Here is a 16,202-nt window from a genome sequence, read left to right on the forward strand (position 1 = left end):
CATATCTATATGATCAGACTTATACTGACGCGGTGTCTGTTCTATCTTCACTAAATGTCTCATCGTTCAAAACCGTTTCATGATTTAAGACGGCAGATGGCAAATCGGAAAAATGTAGCGTGTCGATGTTGTTAGGCTTCACCGCAGTGACTTGTACCACACCGATCGTGCGCTCCAAAAAGCCACCTTCGCAATAGCAAAAGTAAAACTCCCACAGGCGGATAAAGGCATCGTCATAGCCAAGCGCTTGAATCTCTGCACGCTGGGCCATAAACGCAGCACGCCAGTCACGCAGCGTATACGCATAATCAAAGCCATAATCATGCAATTGTTTGACAACCATATCAGTCTGTTCAGTGAATTGGGTCGTCAGCTCTTGGTTTGAAAGCAGGCAACCACCTGGGAAAATATGCGTTTGGATAAAATCAACCGAGTCGATATAGTCTTGATAATTTTGATCATTAAAAGTGATGGCCTGCAATACCATAAGACCTGTTGGCTTGAGCAAGCTATTACACTTGGCAAAGAAAGTCGGTAAATACTCATGCCCCACCGCTTCAATCATCTCGATACTGACTAGCTTGTCATATTGACCTGTCAGCTCGCGGTAGTCTTGTTTGAGCAGTGTGATTTTGTCAGACAGACCTGCTGCCTCGACTCGTCGCTGTGCTTCATCATACTGGGCATCAGAGATAGTCGTGGTGGTCACATGGCAGCCGTAATGCTTGGCTGCAAAGATAGCAAAGCCACCCCACCCTGTACCGATTTCGATCACATTATCATCAGCACTAAGCTGTAAACGTTGACATATAAGCGATAGTTTATGCTGCTGAGCATCGCTAAGCGTCACGTCAGGTGTAGGATAAACTGCTGATGAGTACATCATCGTATCGTCCAAAAACCGCTCATACATGTCATTACCCAAATCATAATGCGCTAGGATATTGGATTTGGAGCCAGATTTGTCATTGCTACGAAGCTGATGCTTCGCTTTTTCAAATGCTTTACTAATACCAGCAAAACGATTTTCTAGTTTATTGAGCACTGCTAAGTTACGAGCCGCCAAACGAATCAAACCTGTTAGATCATCCGCATCCCATTCACCATTGATATAACTGTCTGCTAGCGCGATAGAGCCACCAAGTAATAGCTGACGATAGACAGCGCTATCATGAATCTGTAGCGTCACATGTAGCGAATGGCGACCAACCGCCGAGCTACTAGCATCGTTAGTAGCTACTTTACCAAAACTTCTTGTCTTAGGTTCCTGCTCGTCAAACGTTTCAATCAGCGTGAGGCTACCAAACTGAACATGCTGTAACGCACGAAATATAAGCTTTCTAGCTAAGTTGTTCACACTATTGCTGACTGGCTGTAGTACAGCACTTTCATTAACTACTTTGCTCACACGAGCAGTTAACTTCTCTAGTTTTGTGACTGGTGCTCGATCGGTCGGTCGTGCTGGCATCGTGTATTTATCCTTGTTTAAATGCTTTATTTTTTAGTGGTTCATTTTCAGTCATACACTGACAAGATTTTTAATGTTCAAAAATTGCTAGAACTATAAGACATTTTTTGCGCTCGATACTGCTAGCTGCTTTCCTTTTGTCTACTTTTCTGATGGCCGCTTTTCTGTTGACTGTCGGCCAACTTTTCATCGTAGTTGATATATGGCACTTTTTTTATCGCATAGAGCTTAAACGCATGCCAATAAATACGTGTTAAGGACGTTATATTCATCAGAGGATTTTTTCGCAAGCTATGACGAACAGCCTCTTCTGTCATCGGTACGCCTGATATCTTTATACCAGTTTTTAGCACTTCACCGCGCTCATCACTGATATTGATAGCAATACGAACTTGTAATCCAGCGTTAGGTTGATCGTCTGTCTTTGTACGTTTTACCGTTACCTGCCAGCGGTACAGCTGATCGATAGGGTTAAAAGGTGATACGTGAAAATCCTTGTCATGACAGAACTCAGTATCCTCTCCTTCTAATAGAAACCCGTAATAATGACGCTTGTCCCAAGGCGTATTAGACACTTCAGCCAGCAGATGAGTTGGCGTCTGCTGCGCATCAAACCCCAAGTAAAAATTAACTGGGCTAAAGTACATGCCCGCATTACGGCAGACAAGCAGTCCCAACATATCGCCTTCAGGCGCGCTTCCTGCATGTTTTTCAAATGCTCGGCTTAGGCGTTTTTCTAGTGCTTGAACAGACTGTCCATTACTATCAGGTTTTCTATCATCGCTTAGGCTATTATTACTCTGTAGATTAATATGCTGTAAATAGTCATCAGGACAGAATTGTTGTAGCGCCTTTTTCTTTGCTGAAAATAGAGGTAGACCTTTCGCTAGCAGCTTTTTCGGCAATATTTTACGTAATGGTAATTTTTCTAAAAACTTACTCTCATCAAATGCTGCCGTACTAATTTCAGGAAGTTCTTGCCCTGCCGCCAGTGCACTAATATTGACGCCCCAATAGCGATAAGAGTAAACGAATTTATTCACACTAGGTAGCAACCGACTGTGCCATGTCGTACCCTCAAACAGCTGATGCGGCAATGCAGTGGTATCATAAGAATACTCATGACTTGGCATAGCATTGGTATCTTGAGCGAACGTGGTCATAAATAGTCTCTTGGGTAACGGCGTACTTTTTATATGGCGAATATTTCAAAATACTTAGAATACATAACGGCATTAATCCTCATATTATTTGGTTTTACGGCGACCGAATAAGCCACGTTTCTTATATTGGCTCGTATCAGCAGTTGAACTCTGCAAACGATTAGCATACTCGACCAGCTCCTGATTGGTCGTCGCTATGGTGACTTCGCGCTTGTTCAGTTTACGTAATTTGGTATCCCCTTTTATAGGTAGATCTTTATAACGAAACGGCGTATGCGCACTATCAACATCAGGTAAATGAGCTGGGTCAACCTCGTCTTTTATATCAATATCAAGACCAAGCGCCTGACAGACACGTAATCCACTGCGTACGCCATCTTCATGAAAGCCATTAAACCAATAAGCCCCGCAGAAATGCGTGTGCAAACCGTTACCAGAGATACTCGACCATTTAGTCTGCGCATCAATCATCGCAAGATCGAACACTGGATGACTGTAATCAATGCTCTTAATTATCTGCTTATCATCGACGCTTTTATTGTCTACAGCTGGATTTAGGGTTACCAAATAATTGTGTTTTTTGGTCAAGCGTTGCAGGATATTCATGTGATAAGTCAGCACTGGCTTTGCAGGTATCTGTGCGTTTCCAGACGCTTGCTCATCCTTAGCATTGCCTGAAACTGTTTCATCTATTAAGTAATTCCAGCTTGCCCATGCCAGTGGTTTTTTAGGTAAAACACTGGTATCGGTGTGCAGTACAGCCGTGTTTTTGGTAAAGCGGAAATGACCTAATACTTCAGATTCATCGGTGCTCGCATCCTTTAATATCTTTAGTGCGGTATCTGCATGACAAGCAAAAATAACCTCGTCGAATACAAGTTTTTCTCTACGGTTGTCAGCGTTACCTTTATCCTGCACTGTCAAAGCATTCTGTACTGTCAAAGTTACTTGCTCACCATCACGAACTACAGACTGTACTGGGCTATTGACCCGTATCTTGCCACCCGCTTTGATAAAGCGTGGAATCAATTTATTGACGTACTGTTTTGAACCGCCTTTTATCGTAAACCACTGCGGACGATTGACCACATCCAGCAACCCGTGGTTGTCAAAGAACTGTGCAAAAAACACCAAAGGAAATTCTTGTACTTCATCTAGACTGGTTGACCAAATAGCCGAGACCATTGGCAGTAGATAGTTATCGGTAAATAGCTGACCGTATTTTTTTTGTGCCAAATAACCGCCAAGCGTTTGCTCTGCGTAGCTACTGACATCTTGTCCTTGAGAACGCGCACTATCGTAATCTTGGCGTAGCTGTTTGATATGCTTATTAAACTGCAGAATATCTTTGATAAACTGCCAGAATTTTGGATTGAGTACATTCTTGCGCTGTGATAATAAAGTGTTGAGCGTATGACCGTTGTATTCAAAATGACGTGCAGTATTCTTGACAGAAAAGCTCATATCCGTTGCCTGAAATGGCACCTGCAACTCATGAAGCAAACGAAAAAAGTTCGGGTATGTGCGCTCGTTAAAAACAATAAATCCTGTATCTATCGCACTACTCTCTACATTGCTACTCTTTGCTTTTTTACCGTCTTGTAGTGCCACGTCAATCGTATTTACATGCCCGCCGATATAATCATTGGCTTCAAATACCGTCACATCATGTTGCGTACCTAAATAATGGGCGCATGTCAGTCCTGACACACCTGAGCCGATGATAGCAATACGTTTTGGGGTAGTCTGATGGTCAGAATCTGTTGCAGCATTGGTAGCATTTTTTTGGTTACTTGCACGCTTGAAACGAGTAAACGGCATAAAAGCATTCCCTTCTGTGTTTTTCTGTCGATATGATGGCTAAGAGTTCTATTAATGGTAGATTATTTTTTATTAAGTTTTTCGCTAACTTGCTGCCAGACCAAATCAGGCAACGTACCCAATGCTTTTAAAGGCATGGTTAGTTTTTTTGGGAATTCAATCACGTCATGCCCACTTTCGATACCGTCACGTATGGCTTGACTGGCCTGCGCTGGCGTCTGGATAAATGGCATCGGAAAGTCATTCTGTTTGGTCATCGGTGTCTCAACAAAACCAGGTACGACTAAGCTGACTGACACATCATGCGGAGCAAGGCTAATCTGTAGTGTCTTCATTAGATAATGGATAGCAGCTTTTGAGCTACCATAGGCCTCAGCACGCGCAAAAGGCACATAAGCAGACGCTGAACCGATACCGACCAAGCGACCTTTAGACGCAATTAGCTTTGGCAGCACTCCTTCGATCGCATGCGACAACGTACCCATATTTACCGACATGACTTTCATAAACACACCGCTATCAAAGTTCGGCATATCTAAGTACTCGCACATACCAGCGCCGCAAATCGCTAAATCAACATTGTCGATTTTTTCAAAAGCTTCGATGACTTTTTCTCGTTCCATTAGGTCTAAATCAATCGTTTCTGCACCTAACGCCTGAAGTTCAGCCAACGCTTCGTCGTCACGGCCAACTACATATACATGATGATCTGCTAGCAGATAGTCTTTTGCCAACTGCTTACCAATGCCTGACGTCGCCCCAGTAATGAGAATATGTAATTTTTCAGTAGAATCTGTCATCGTAAATATCCTTTTTGAGTATTCTTATCTTTTTAAGTATTTTCATAATATGGCATTAATGCTCTTAAACTGTTTGCTGAATGAAAGCTTAAATCTTTGATAACAGCTAGCTATTATCATTATTCTTCGCAGATATCATTGGGCGCATTTCATTAAGCTATAGGCCATTTTATTTAACAAATCTAAATAATTGTAGTGGTCAGCTATAGGTTTATTGTTGTGTCTTCGCAATCATATGGGCTTAAGCTTAAGCTCAGCGTGTTATTTGTCATTTCCACAAGTACCCTGCTATCACAAGCAACAACACAATATTCTGTTACTAGCGTCATAAGACAGCTCAATATCAGCATGCTACAATGCAAAAATTAGCAATCGCGTCGTTTGCCGAAGCATCATCACCATCGTCTATAGTCGAATGACCGCCGTATCACGGTAAGATAACGCTATCTTTTTTAAAACTATCTGACATCTTGTCCTGATAGCAATGAAAACGTTATATAATTAATATCAGATTTTCACCAACCCCACCCTCATATAAAAAAGGATCTCTCATGAGCGAGTTGCAACTGTCTGACCGCGTCAACAACATCCAACCATCACCTACGCTAGCGATTACCAATAAAGCCAAAGAGCTAAAAGCAGCTGGTAAAGATATTATCGGTTTGGGCGCTGGTGAACCTGATTTTGATACCCCTGAACACATCAAAAAAGCAGCAATCGATGCAATCAATGATGGCTTTACTAAATATACGGCTGTCGATGGTACGCCAGAGCTAAAAACAGCCATCATCGAGAAATTCAAGCGCGACAACGACATCAGCTATGAGCCAAATGAAATATTAGTATCGGTCGGCGGTAAGCAGTCTTTCTTTAACCTTGCTCAAGCATTTATCAATCCTGGCGACGAAGTCATCATACCAGCACCATATTGGGTCAGCTATCCTGACATGGTTATCATTGCAGAAGGCGTGCCAGTCATCGTCAAATGCCCAGCTGAACAAGATTTCAAAATTACTCCTGAGCAGCTAGAAGAAGCAATCACTGACAAGACTAAATTGTTGGTATTAAATAGCCCATCGAATCCAACGGGTATGATTTATACATTAGATGAGCTAAAGGCCATCGCTGAAGTATTAAAAAAGCATCCACAAGTTTATGTAGCTTCAGACGATATGTACGAGCACATCCGCTGGACAGGCGATAAGTTCTACAATATCTTAAACGCAGCACCTGAGCTAAAAGATCGTGCCATCATCTTGAACGGTGTGTCTAAAGCGTATGCGATGACAGGCTGGCGTATCGGTTATGCGGGTGGCCCTGCTAAGCTAATCGGCGCGATGAAAAAGGTACAGTCACAGTCTACTTCATGCCCAACATCAATCAGCCAAGTGGCAGCGGAAGTCGCTATCAGTGGTGATCAGAGCGTACTAGAGCCGATGGTAGCCGCTTTTGAGAAGCGCTGTGACCTAGTCGTAGATGGTCTAAATGCCATTAAAGGTATTACTTGCTTGCGTCCTGATGGCGCATTTTATGTGTATCCAAATATCGTACCGCTAATCAAAGCGGCGGGCCTGTCATCATGTACTGAATTCTCAGCATGGTTATTGGACAAAGTAGGCGTGGCAGTTGTACCTGGCGATGCGTTCGGTCTTGGCGGCTATATGCGTATCTCGTACGCTACTGATGAGGCAACATTGAAAGATGCACTATCGCGTATCGAAAAAGCAGTGGCTGACTTAGACGTTGCTGAATAAATTTTAAATAGCAACGAGTCTTACCGCTGTTCATTAAAAAGACACCCTATACATTCTATAGGGCGTCTTTTTGTGCGAGAGTCTTAGGCATAACTAGGAAAAACACGCTATCTCATCATTAAAATGATAATTTTTACTAATTATGCAAAAAAAGGCTTGACGTATTTTTTAACTTTGCTAGAATACGCCCCACTTAGCAAGAACTCGTTAGAGACTTCTAAGGCTCGTTGTAAGCGATTAGTTACTTACAGCCTATTCTCCAATAGCTCAGTTGGTAGAGCAACGGACTGTTAATCCGTGTGTCCCTGGTTCGAGCCCAGGTTGGAGAGCCACATTTTAGTAGTAAATTTTTTGAATTATGATTAATTCAATTATGGCATTTGCCAAAACCCTCATCACTTTGATGGGGGTTTTTTTATGTGTCTCATTTAATATGCTTTATTACCGTTGCCATTTTGATAAACGCTAATAACTACTTTGTTTCATACTTGATAGTGACAATGATATTTAAAAATAAATATCATTGTCACGATAGGATATTACTGTAGTAAGTTTTTCATCAGTTAACTTGGCAACAGTGGCAACCAGAACACCAAGGCTAACAAGGTCACTAACAACACTGGCGGTGTAATCACTAATCCAATCTTAATATACTGTCCCCAACTGATTTTGTAATCCTTCTCTGCCAACACATGCAGCCATAAAAGGGTTGCAAGACTACCAATCGGCGTAAACTTAGGTCCTAAATCATTACCAATGACATTGGCATAAATCATCAGCTCTCGCGTTGCAGCAGGCACTTGTGCTTGATCAATAGCAAGCGCGCCGACTAGGGTTGCTGGCATATTATTCATAACAGAAGCGACTATAGCGGACAAAAAACCAGTTCCAACCGTAGCAATGACTGCGCCTTGTTGACCCAACCAGTTAAGTACTTGCGCGCCATAGGCGGTAAGACCTGCATTACCCAGACCGTATACCACTAGATACATACCGATTGAAAATAGTACGATTTGCCAAGGCGCCTTGCGTACCACATCGCTCACCGAGACCACCGCACCACGCCCGCCTTGCCATATACGACCAGCGATTGCCATTAACGCGACAGCAGCGATGCCCGTGACCAATGAAATAGGTAGCCCCAACGGCTCAGTCTCAAAATAGGCGACCAGTAGCAAGCCTAATAGTGGAAAAGCAGCTCGGAATACCAATGGATCGGTAATAGCAGACTCTGGAGCGCTGAGCTCGCTAGTCGAGTAGGTTTTTGGAATATGACGTGCATAGACAATCCACAATACCAGTAGCGTCGCTAATACAGACACGATATTGACTGGTACCATCACCGCCGCATAACGACCGAAACCAATAGCAAAATAATTGGCACTGACGATATTGACTAAATTTGAGGTGACCAATGGCAGACTTGCCGTATCAGCGATAAAACCAGTCGCTATGATAAATGCTAACGCTGATGGTGGCGAAAATTTCAGACGTAGCAAGATAGCGATGACGATCGGGGTCAGTAGTAGCGCAGCACCATCATTGGCAAAAAAGGCAGAAATAAAAGCGCCGAGCACGACAATCATCGGAAATAATAAGCGCCCTTGTCCATTGCCAAGGCGTGCCACGTGCAATGCTGCCCAGCCAAAAAACCCTGCCCTATCTAAGATAAGCGAGATGATAATCAGCGCCACAAAAGTAAAGGTCGCATCCCAGACAATATCCCAGACAATACCCACATCTGATAACTGCACGACGCCAAGCGCTAACGCGACTAACGCACCACCCATGGCGCTCCAACCGATGCCCAATCCTTTAGGTTGCCAGATAACTAAGACTAAAGTGACCACAAAAATAGCAAATGCAAGCATTGTACAACCTTACTTAAGCTGATTTTATTCAGCCGATTTAATATAGGGAATTAGATCGATTAGGGGGTTAGATCGATTTTTGATTGACGCGGCTCGATAGTTCTTCAGCACTCTCAACGCGTTCTGAATAACGATCAGTAAGATAATCTGAACGTCCGCGTGTGAGCCAAGTAAACTTCACTAGCTCCTCACAGACATCAACAAGGCGCAGATATAATGGAGACATATCCATGCGATTGTCGTCGTTGAACTCTAAGAATGCTTTGGGGATCGAGGATTGGTTGGGGATAGTGATCATCCGCATCCAGCGCCCGAGAATACGCATTTGATTAACCGTATTAAAGCTCTGACTACCGCCGCTGACTTGCATCAGTGCTAGTGTTTTACCTTGAGTTGGACGTACGCCACCTAGTGACAGCGGTATCCAGTCGATTTGCGCTTTCATAATACTGGTGATACTACCGTGACGCTCTGGACTCACCCACAGCATGCCTTCTGACCACTGCGCCAGCTCCCGCAATTCTTGCACTTTGGGATGGTCTGCGTCTACATCGTCAGGCAATGGCAAGCCGGATGGATCAAACATTTTTACTTCACAACCATACCAACGTAGCAACCTGCTCGACTCTTCAGCGGCCAATCTAGAAAACGAGCGCGCGCGGACAGAGCCGTATAGCACTAGTATTCTAGGCGGGTGACGTGAGTCATTCGGTGCAACCAAAGACTCAATGTCGATAGGTTGAAGATTATCTATATCAATATTGGGCAAATCGTCTAAGCTAAATTTTGGCGAAACAGTAGATTCGGCTTCCAATGCTTGGTCAACCTCAGTGTTTATCATGAGTAATAACCTCGCCGTCTTCTTTTGTAAAGCTACTTACTGGATTGGCTAGCAATTCAAACACGCGCTCTGAAGGACGACATAGAGCAGCGCCTTTATCAGTCACTACGATAGGACGGTTGATTAAAATAGGATGCGCAATCATGGCATCGATAATTTGATCGTCAGACAACTCAGGATTATCTAAACCAAGCTCATCATTGATAGCTTCTTTGCTTCTTAATAGCTCTCTAGGCGAAATCTGCATTTGTGCCAACAGCTCCACTAAACGGTCGCGGGTTGGTGTATTTTTCAGATATTCCACCACTTCTGGCTCTTCACCTGATGCTTTAATAATAGCAAGTGTGTTGCGAGATGTACCGCATTTAGGATTATGAAAAATTAATGGCTTCATAGTTTTTACACCTATTTTATGTATTTATTGAATTGATAATTGGTTTAATCATTACCTTGCTCAGCAGACTCATTTACTCTGCAGCCACTCAAACTATCCATGAGTGACGCACATAATTCTGGATGTCCCGCACAGCAATCTTGCAACAGAAACTGGATGACGTTATCCATATGTGATAGCGAAGCACGATAGATAATCTGTCGGCTATGACGCTGTGAGACCACCCACCCTGCTCGTGCCAACACCGATAAGTGGGTTGACATTGTGTTATGAGGAACAGAGAGCTGACGGGCTATTTCGCCCGCAGGTAGGCCTTCAGGCTCGTGGCTGACGAGCAGCTTAAAAGCCTTTAAACGAGTATCTTGAGAGAGCGCAGCAAAGCTTGCAATAGCATTAGTTATTTCCATATGTCCAATAATACAGACATATGGAAATAATTCAATGTTTTACAGATATTTTTATTCTAAAAGAAATATATCTGTGCAATTAAACTATATATATCAACAAGTAAAAGCGATTAACTAAATAGCGAAAATAATGCTTGTTTAACCTTTTAAACCTAAAATCCTCTACGTTTGGCCTATGTAAATAACAAGTTTAATATATGTTATTGTATATTGATGACACTTATAAGTTCATGCTAGATTGAATACAAGTTTATGCACAGTAAAACTAAATTTGGCTGGTAGCTCTCGCTCTGTACTGCCAATAAACCTGATTAAAATAACTATTATGATTAAAACAACAATAAGGAAATGACCATGCTACTAGAGAAAATTAAGACACCTGGACTTTCGCACTTATCTTACTTGGTAAGCTCTGGTGGTCAAGCAGCGGTAATTGACCCACGTCGTGACTGTGCGATATATGTAGAAAAATCGCGTGCAGCAGGACTTGAGATTACTCATATTTTTGAGACACATCGTAATGAGGATTTGGTTTCTGGCGCACCTATCTTGGCTGCAATGACAGGAGCGACAGTTTTACATGGCCCTAATCCAGAACAACCTGTTGTCTATGCTGAGACAGTACGTAATGGTGACTGCTTTTCAGTTGGTCAATTAGAAATTCGTGTCTTAGAAACGCCTGGTCATACCGATGATCACCTTGCTTATGCGCTGTTTGACACAGCGTACCCAGATAAGGCGGTTGGCGTTTTTACTGGGGATGCGCTCTTTGTAGGTGATGTCGGTCGTACTGACTTTTATCCTGATCGTCGTAGAGAAGTTGCAGGTCTACTTTATGACTCATTACAAGACATTTTAGCGCTTGGTGATCAGGCGATTATTTATCCAGCTCATGGTGCTGGCTCCGTCTGTGGTTCAGGCATGGCGGAGCGTGAGTTTTCTACCGTCGGTCACGAAAGAATGAACAACCCACGTTTACAGATTACCAATCGTGAGGCGTTCATTGATTTCAAGACTAGCGAAAACCATTATCAGCCACCCTACTTCAGATTGATGGAGCGCCTCAACATGGAAGGTGGTGAAGCACCTCCAGTGGTTATGCGTCCGCGTAACCTTTCACTCAAACAGCTGCATGACTGCGATGCTGATCATCTCATCGATATTCGTGAACCTATGGCATATGCGTCAGGACACCTACCCGGTTCTATGAGCTTACCTGTCAACATGCTACCTGCGTTTGCTGGATGGTTTATTGAAGAAGGACAAAGCTTGGCACTGATTGCCTCTGATGAAAAGCAACTTGCGACTGCGATGGAGCATCTGGTACGTATTGCTTTTGATAATGTTATAGGTGGCTATGTGGGTGTCGTCCCTGCTGCTGTCAAAGGTGAGCAGGTGCAGCAAACCCCTATGATCGATACAACCGAGGTAGAGAGTCGTCTTAATAATGCTCAGAACTGGACATTGCTCGATGTACGCGATATCGATGAGAGGAATACTAGTGCGATTGAAGGCTCACAGCATATCTATGTTGGACACCTGAACGAGCGTTGGCATGAGCTTGACCAAAGTCGCCACTATACATTGATGTGTGCCAGTGGTGCTCGGGCAACAATAGCAGCAGGATGGCTCGCTAGTCGAGGTTTTGAGCACATTGATATCTATCTAGGGTCGATGGGCGCATGACAAGCAACGCATGAGTAAGTCTTTACCCGTAGCTAAAATCTACAATGAGCTAAACGCGTCTCAAGTTTTAAACAGAGGCATTTTAATGTACTGTAACTAAGACATGCTATACTTAAAATAAGTACAACGACCCTTCTTTTATTCAATATAGGACTGACATAAAAGAAGGGTCGTCGTTTTAGCTGACTTTTAAGTGATATGACTTGAGTAAATATAAATCATAGTTCTAGATTCTAACTCTTACTGTACTTCCTTACCTGACTTATCACTCATAAAATATAGATACATAAAAAACAGACACAAAAAAACCTCAAACAATCTAATGTTTGAGGCGAAACTTGCCTAAACCCAAAGGTTTAAATTCGTTTTAAATATGGCGCAGCGGACGGGACTCGAACCCGCGACCCCCGGCGTGACAGGCCGGTATTCTAACCAACTGAACTACCGCTGCTTAGGTCTCTTAGCTTGTTTAGCCACTTGCTAAGAAGTGGTGGGTGATGACGGATTCGAACCGCCGACATTCTGCGTGTAAGGCAGACGCTCTACCAACTGAGCTAATCACCCTTCGAACAATTGCTATGCAATTTATTCAACATCAACTGAGCTCTTAAGTTTGTCACTAAGCTCTGCTGCTGTGGGTGTGTATTATATAGATTTACTGTTGGGTGTCAAACAGTATTTACGACTTTTTTAGATATTTTTTCTATCTTTATTAAAATATCTAGCAAGCATTTGTTTTTATTGGCTTTATATTTTCATACAAACCCAATGTTTTTTAGGTTTAGTGCTTATTTGTTAGCCAGTGCTTGCTCGATGTCGTTTTTAATGGCTTCTGGCTTGGTCGTTGGTGCATAACGGTCAACAACTTGGCCTTTACTATCGACTAGGAACTTGGTGAAATTCCACTTGATACCATCTGTTAGCACGCCACCCTTTTGTTCTTTTAGCCATTCATAGATAGGATGAGCATTTGCGCCATTGACATCAGTCTTTGCCATCATTGGAAAACTGACACCATAGTTTTTTTGACAGAATGCACCAATCTCGTCATTGCTGCCTGGATCTTGGCTACCAAATTGATTACAAGGAAAACCGATAACTACCAGCCCTTGATCTTTATACTGTTGATATAACGACTCTAAGCCTTCGAACTGCGGCGTAAATCCACATTTGCTTGCGGTATTGACGATTAATAATACTTTATCTTGGTAATCTGAAAATGCTTGCGAGTTACCATCCATGCGCTCAGCCGTAAAATCATAAATTGTGCTCATCATTTATCCTTAAATTGAGGTTTTTATTGTTTTGGGTGTTTATGCACTACTTCTTTTTCTATCATACACATAATAAAACTATTGAAAAGGAAGCACCGTGCACTTCCCTTTCACGTTTCTAATACTACTTAGCCTACTTACTTCTCAGACTTATCTAAATCGATAGATACTGAGTTGATGCAATAGCGCATGCCTGTTGTCTCAGTAGGGCCATCAGGGAATACATGACCCAAATGTGCGCCGCAGTTGCTGCAAGTGACTTCGGTGCGAGTCATGCCTAGCGAGTTATCGACGTGCTCTTCAATCGCGCTGTTATCGATACCTTGATCAAAGCTTGGCCAGCCACAGCTCGCATCAAATTTATTGCTTGAGTCAAATAAGCTTGCACCGCAGCCTTTACAACGGTAAACGCCATCATCAGTCGCATCATTATATACACCTGTAAATGGGCGTTCAGTGCCCTTCTCACGCATAATATGATACTCATCAGCGGTTAAACGCTCTTTCCAGTCAGCTTCAGTCAACTGGCTGATCTCTTCTTTGCTTAGTTGATTGTCTTGCATAATTTATCCTTATTCGAGTATTTATTATCTAATCTCGGTAACTATTTTATCGCCATATGATTATGAGAACGACGTGCTCTATCTGTTGGTTATCAGCACACTATTCAAGGCATATATAAGAAAAGCACTCTTTATATTGGGAGATAGACAGCATGATTGAAGAGATTGACTGAGTTAAATATACCAAATTAATTTTAGATAATGATGGGTAAAGATGTAATTTTGATACCTATACATTTTATAGTCTACTTAAGAGATTTAGAGCCATACAAATATAAGCCAAGTATTAATTGCAAGATATACTTGCAAACACTGATAGAACTGATTGTAAAATCATTTGCAAATTAACTATCAATGCAATAATATCTTGCATTAGTGCTTAACTAAAATGTTTAATATATCTCTACTCTGAATAATTACTGATTAACAAAGGCTCATATAACAATGTCTGACGACAATGGCAAAGGTACGCAAGCGGAACGACTGGTACAGTTGCGCCGTGACAAAGGATTTACTGCTGAGCAGCTAGCGCAAGCCATGACAGCCGCTGGTGCAAAAGTGAGCCGTGGTGCTATCTCAAACTGGGAGCGCGGTACCAATGGCATTGTCTCATCTAAGCTGCCTACACTTGCGCGTATTTTGGGCTGTAGTGAAGGATATCTGTTGCGCGGCGACCTCAACAATGAAGCTATTGATGCAGACGAGTCGACATCATCTGTAGAGCGCAGTGAACATCAAAAGATAGATACGATTTCTCACACCCAGTCAGACATTAAAATAACTGATGCTCAATCGACGACACCTTATTCCGCTAGTAAAAAATCAAAAACCAATTCGACAACCAACCCGAAAAACGGTCATGCTATGAACACCATAAAAAAATCTGATAAATTACAAAACGTTTGCTATGACATTCGTGGTCCTCTATTGCAGACTGCGAATAAGATGGAAGCAGAAGGCAAACGCATATTAAAACTAAACGTAGGCAATCCAGCACCTTTTGGTTTAGAAGCCCCGCATGAGATTTTGCGTGATGTCGCTATGAACTTATCTGAGGCAACTGGCTATTCAGACTCGCAAGGGATTTTCTCAGCGCGCAAAGCCATTTTGCAATATTATCAATCAAAGGGATTGCTGTCGGCCGTTGACGTACGTGACGTATATTTGGGCAATGGGGTTTCTGAGCTTATTGTCATGACCATGCAGGCGTTGATGAATGACGGTGATGAAGTCCTAATTCCAATGCCAGACTACCCGCTTTGGACTGCTGCTGCTAATCTCGCTGGCGGTACTGCGGTGCACTATCGCTGCAATGAAGAAGACAACTGGCACCCTGATATTGAAGATATTAAGTCTAAAATTACGAGCAAAACGAAAGGTATCGTAGTTATTAACCCGAATAACCCAACAGGTTCACTTTATAGTGATGAGCTATTAAAGCAAATCATCGAAGTTGCTAAAGAGCATGATTTAATCATCATGGCTGATGAAATTTACGACCGTATTCTCTATGACGATAATGTACATACGCCGATGGGCACCTTAACTGACGACGTGCTAGTACTCTCTTACAATGGCTTGTCGAAGTCGCATCGTATTGCAGGTTTTCGCTCAGGTTGGATGATGGTATCAGGCCGCAAACAGCACGCAGCTGACTTTATTGAAGGCTTAGATATGCTAGCATCCATGCGCCTTTGTTCTAACGTGCAGGGACAGTATGCCATTCAAACAGCGATGGGTGGGCATCAGAGCATGCAAGACCTGACTTCTGAAAAGGGTCGCCTATATAAGCAACGTGAAATGGCAGTCTCACGTCTTAATGCTATCAAAGGTATTTCTTGTACCATGCCTCAAGGCGCGTTTTACTGTTTCCCAAAAATGGATCCAGAGGTCTATCCTATCACCGATGATATGGATTTTATGATGGACTTGCTCGTTGAAGAAAATGTATTGATGGTTCAAGGTACTGGGTTTAACTGGGATAGACCCGACCATTTCCGTCTGGTGTTCTTGCCTAACTTGCTTGACCTAGAAAATGCGATGGATAGATTGGACAGATTTTTTGCCAAAAAACGTAAGCAGTTTGGTACCGAGTAAATCATTATACATCATTAAAAAAACGCTTATCGGCATGATGCTGATAAGCGTTTTTTATTGCGT

At 42.7% G+C, this 16,202-nt stretch carries 12 protein-coding genes, 3 tRNA genes and 2 pseudogenes; 5 read left to right on the forward strand and 12 right to left on the reverse strand.

Translation table 11 applies throughout. The annotated features are described in order from the left end of the window. Nucleotides 1-19: 19 nt before the first annotated feature. The 4 genes from ACQKCG_RS00465 to ACQKCG_RS00480 form a co-directional block, all read right to left on the reverse strand. Entirely contained in the window at nt 20-1,468 is a 1,449-nt protein-coding gene (locus tag ACQKCG_RS00465) for an SAM-dependent methyltransferase (protein ID WP_101206404.1), read from the reverse strand. 122 nt (nt 1,469-1,590) lie between these two features. Next, a complete protein-coding gene (locus ACQKCG_RS00470; RefSeq protein ID WP_101206403.1) occupies nt 1,591-2,631 on the reverse strand; it encodes a DUF1365 domain-containing protein in 1,041 nt (346 codons plus the stop codon). Between the two features lie 84 nt (nt 2,632-2,715). After that, nucleotides 2,716-4,452, reverse strand: a complete 1,737-nt coding sequence (locus ACQKCG_RS00475) for an NAD(P)/FAD-dependent oxidoreductase (protein ID WP_101206402.1) — start codon at nt 4,450-4,452, stop codon at nt 2,716-2,718. Between the two features lie 62 nt (nt 4,453-4,514). Beyond that, a complete protein-coding gene (locus ACQKCG_RS00480) occupies nt 4,515-5,252 on the reverse strand; it encodes an SDR family NAD(P)-dependent oxidoreductase (protein WP_101206401.1) in 738 nt (245 codons plus the stop codon). A gap of 551 nt (nt 5,253-5,803) precedes the next feature. Here ACQKCG_RS00480 and ACQKCG_RS00485 point away from each other — a divergent pair. After that, the gene (locus ACQKCG_RS00485; protein WP_057760918.1) at nt 5,804-7,006 is read left to right on the forward strand and encodes a pyridoxal phosphate-dependent aminotransferase; all 1,203 of its coding nucleotides are present in this window, start codon (nt 5,804-5,806) and stop codon (nt 7,004-7,006) included. Between the two features lie 256 nt (nt 7,007-7,262). Next, nucleotides 7,263-7,338: transfer RNA gene (locus tag ACQKCG_RS00490), tRNA-Asn, on the forward strand. Nucleotides 7,339-7,569: 231 nt separating this feature from the next. On the opposite strand, the gene ACQKCG_RS00495 is transcribed toward ACQKCG_RS00490, so the two are convergent. The 4 genes from ACQKCG_RS00495 to ACQKCG_RS00510 form a co-directional block, all read right to left on the reverse strand. Beyond that, entirely contained in the window at nt 7,570-8,877 is a 1,308-nt protein-coding gene (locus ACQKCG_RS00495) for an arsenic transporter (RefSeq protein WP_101206400.1), read from the reverse strand. A 67-nt stretch (nt 8,878-8,944) separates the two neighbouring features. After that, on the reverse strand, nt 8,945-9,718 hold the full coding sequence (gene arsH, locus ACQKCG_RS00500; RefSeq protein ID WP_101206399.1) for an arsenical resistance protein ArsH: 774 nt from the start codon (nt 9,716-9,718) through the stop codon (nt 8,945-8,947). After that, complete coding sequence (arsC, locus tag ACQKCG_RS00505; protein ID WP_101206398.1) at nt 9,705-10,112, reverse strand: arsenate reductase (glutaredoxin); 408 nt, start codon at nt 10,110-10,112, stop codon at nt 9,705-9,707. Before arsC ends, arsH begins: the two co-directional genes overlap by 14 nt. A gap of 44 nt (nt 10,113-10,156) precedes the next feature. Continuing rightward, nucleotides 10,157-10,519 (reverse strand): ArsR/SmtB family transcription factor, encoded by a 363-nt coding sequence (locus ACQKCG_RS00510; RefSeq protein WP_101206397.1) that lies wholly within the window; start codon nt 10,517-10,519, stop codon nt 10,157-10,159. A 354-nt stretch (nt 10,520-10,873) separates the two neighbouring features. Between ACQKCG_RS00510 and ACQKCG_RS00515 the strand changes: the two genes are divergently transcribed. Next, a complete protein-coding gene (locus ACQKCG_RS00515) occupies nt 10,874-12,205 on the forward strand; it encodes an MBL fold metallo-hydrolase (protein ID WP_101206396.1) in 1,332 nt (443 codons plus the stop codon). A gap of 374 nt (nt 12,206-12,579) precedes the next feature. Here ACQKCG_RS00515 and ACQKCG_RS00520 read toward each other — a convergent pair. The 4 genes from ACQKCG_RS00520 to msrB form a co-directional block, all read right to left on the reverse strand. Further along, nucleotides 12,580-12,656: transfer RNA gene (locus ACQKCG_RS00520), tRNA-Asp, on the reverse strand. 37 nt (nt 12,657-12,693) lie between these two features. Then, a tRNA-Val gene (locus tag ACQKCG_RS00525) sits at nt 12,694-12,769 on the reverse strand. Between the two features lie 224 nt (nt 12,770-12,993). Continuing rightward, a complete protein-coding gene (locus ACQKCG_RS00530) occupies nt 12,994-13,479 on the reverse strand; it encodes a glutathione peroxidase (protein ID WP_101206395.1) in 486 nt (161 codons plus the stop codon). Between the two features lie 137 nt (nt 13,480-13,616). Then, complete coding sequence (gene msrB, locus ACQKCG_RS00535; protein WP_057760931.1) at nt 13,617-14,042, reverse strand: peptide-methionine (R)-S-oxide reductase MsrB; 426 nt, start codon at nt 14,040-14,042, stop codon at nt 13,617-13,619. A gap of 444 nt (nt 14,043-14,486) precedes the next feature. Between msrB and ACQKCG_RS00540 the strand changes: the two are divergent. Both ACQKCG_RS00540 and ACQKCG_RS00545 read left to right on the forward strand, forming a co-directional pair. Next, a pseudogene (locus ACQKCG_RS00540) lies at nt 14,487-14,721 on the forward strand (helix-turn-helix domain-containing protein); the annotation flags it as partial. Nucleotides 14,722-14,774: 53 nt separating this feature from the next. Next, a pseudogene (locus ACQKCG_RS00545) lies at nt 14,775-16,139 on the forward strand (aminotransferase class I/II-fold pyridoxal phosphate-dependent enzyme); the annotation flags it as partial. Between the last annotated feature and the right edge of the window lie 63 nt (nt 16,140-16,202).

Origin of the sequence: Psychrobacter sp. NPDC078929, from assembly GCF_050267985.1 — a bacterium.
Classification (GTDB): domain Bacteria; phylum Pseudomonadota; class Gammaproteobacteria; order Pseudomonadales; family Moraxellaceae; genus Psychrobacter.

What these genes read in the sequence shown, in the direction of transcription:
- ACQKCG_RS00485 (WP_057760918.1), top strand. Translation starts at nt 5,804, where the DNA reads ATGAGCGAGTTGCAACTGTCTGACCGCGTCAACAACATCCAACCATCA.
- msrB (WP_057760931.1), bottom strand. Translation starts at nt 14,042, where the DNA reads ATGCAAGACAATCAACTAAGCAAAGAAGAGATCAGCCAGTTGACTGAA.
- ACQKCG_RS00515 (WP_101206396.1), top strand. Translation starts at nt 10,874, where the DNA reads ATGCTACTAGAGAAAATTAAGACACCTGGACTTTCGCACTTATCTTAC.
- ACQKCG_RS00530 (WP_101206395.1), bottom strand. Translation starts at nt 13,479, where the DNA reads ATGAGCACAATTTATGATTTTACGGCTGAGCGCATGGATGGTAACTCG.
- arsC (WP_101206398.1), bottom strand. Translation starts at nt 10,112, where the DNA reads ATGAAGCCATTAATTTTTCATAATCCTAAATGCGGTACATCTCGCAAC.
- ACQKCG_RS00495 (WP_101206400.1), bottom strand. Translation starts at nt 8,877, where the DNA reads ATGCTTGCATTTGCTATTTTTGTGGTCACTTTAGTCTTAGTTATCTGG.
- ACQKCG_RS00470 (WP_101206403.1), bottom strand. Translation starts at nt 2,631, where the DNA reads ATGACCACGTTCGCTCAAGATACCAATGCTATGCCAAGTCATGAGTAT.
- ACQKCG_RS00480 (WP_101206401.1), bottom strand. Translation starts at nt 5,252, where the DNA reads ATGACAGATTCTACTGAAAAATTACATATTCTCATTACTGGGGCGACG.
- ACQKCG_RS00465 (WP_101206404.1), bottom strand. Translation starts at nt 1,468, where the DNA reads ATGCCAGCACGACCGACCGATCGAGCACCAGTCACAAAACTAGAGAAG.
- ACQKCG_RS00510 (WP_101206397.1), bottom strand. Translation starts at nt 10,519, where the DNA reads ATGGAAATAACTAATGCTATTGCAAGCTTTGCTGCGCTCTCTCAAGAT.
- arsH (WP_101206399.1), bottom strand. Translation starts at nt 9,718, where the DNA reads ATGATAAACACTGAGGTTGACCAAGCATTGGAAGCCGAATCTACTGTT.
- ACQKCG_RS00475 (WP_101206402.1), bottom strand. Translation starts at nt 4,452, where the DNA reads ATGCCGTTTACTCGTTTCAAGCGTGCAAGTAACCAAAAAAATGCTACC.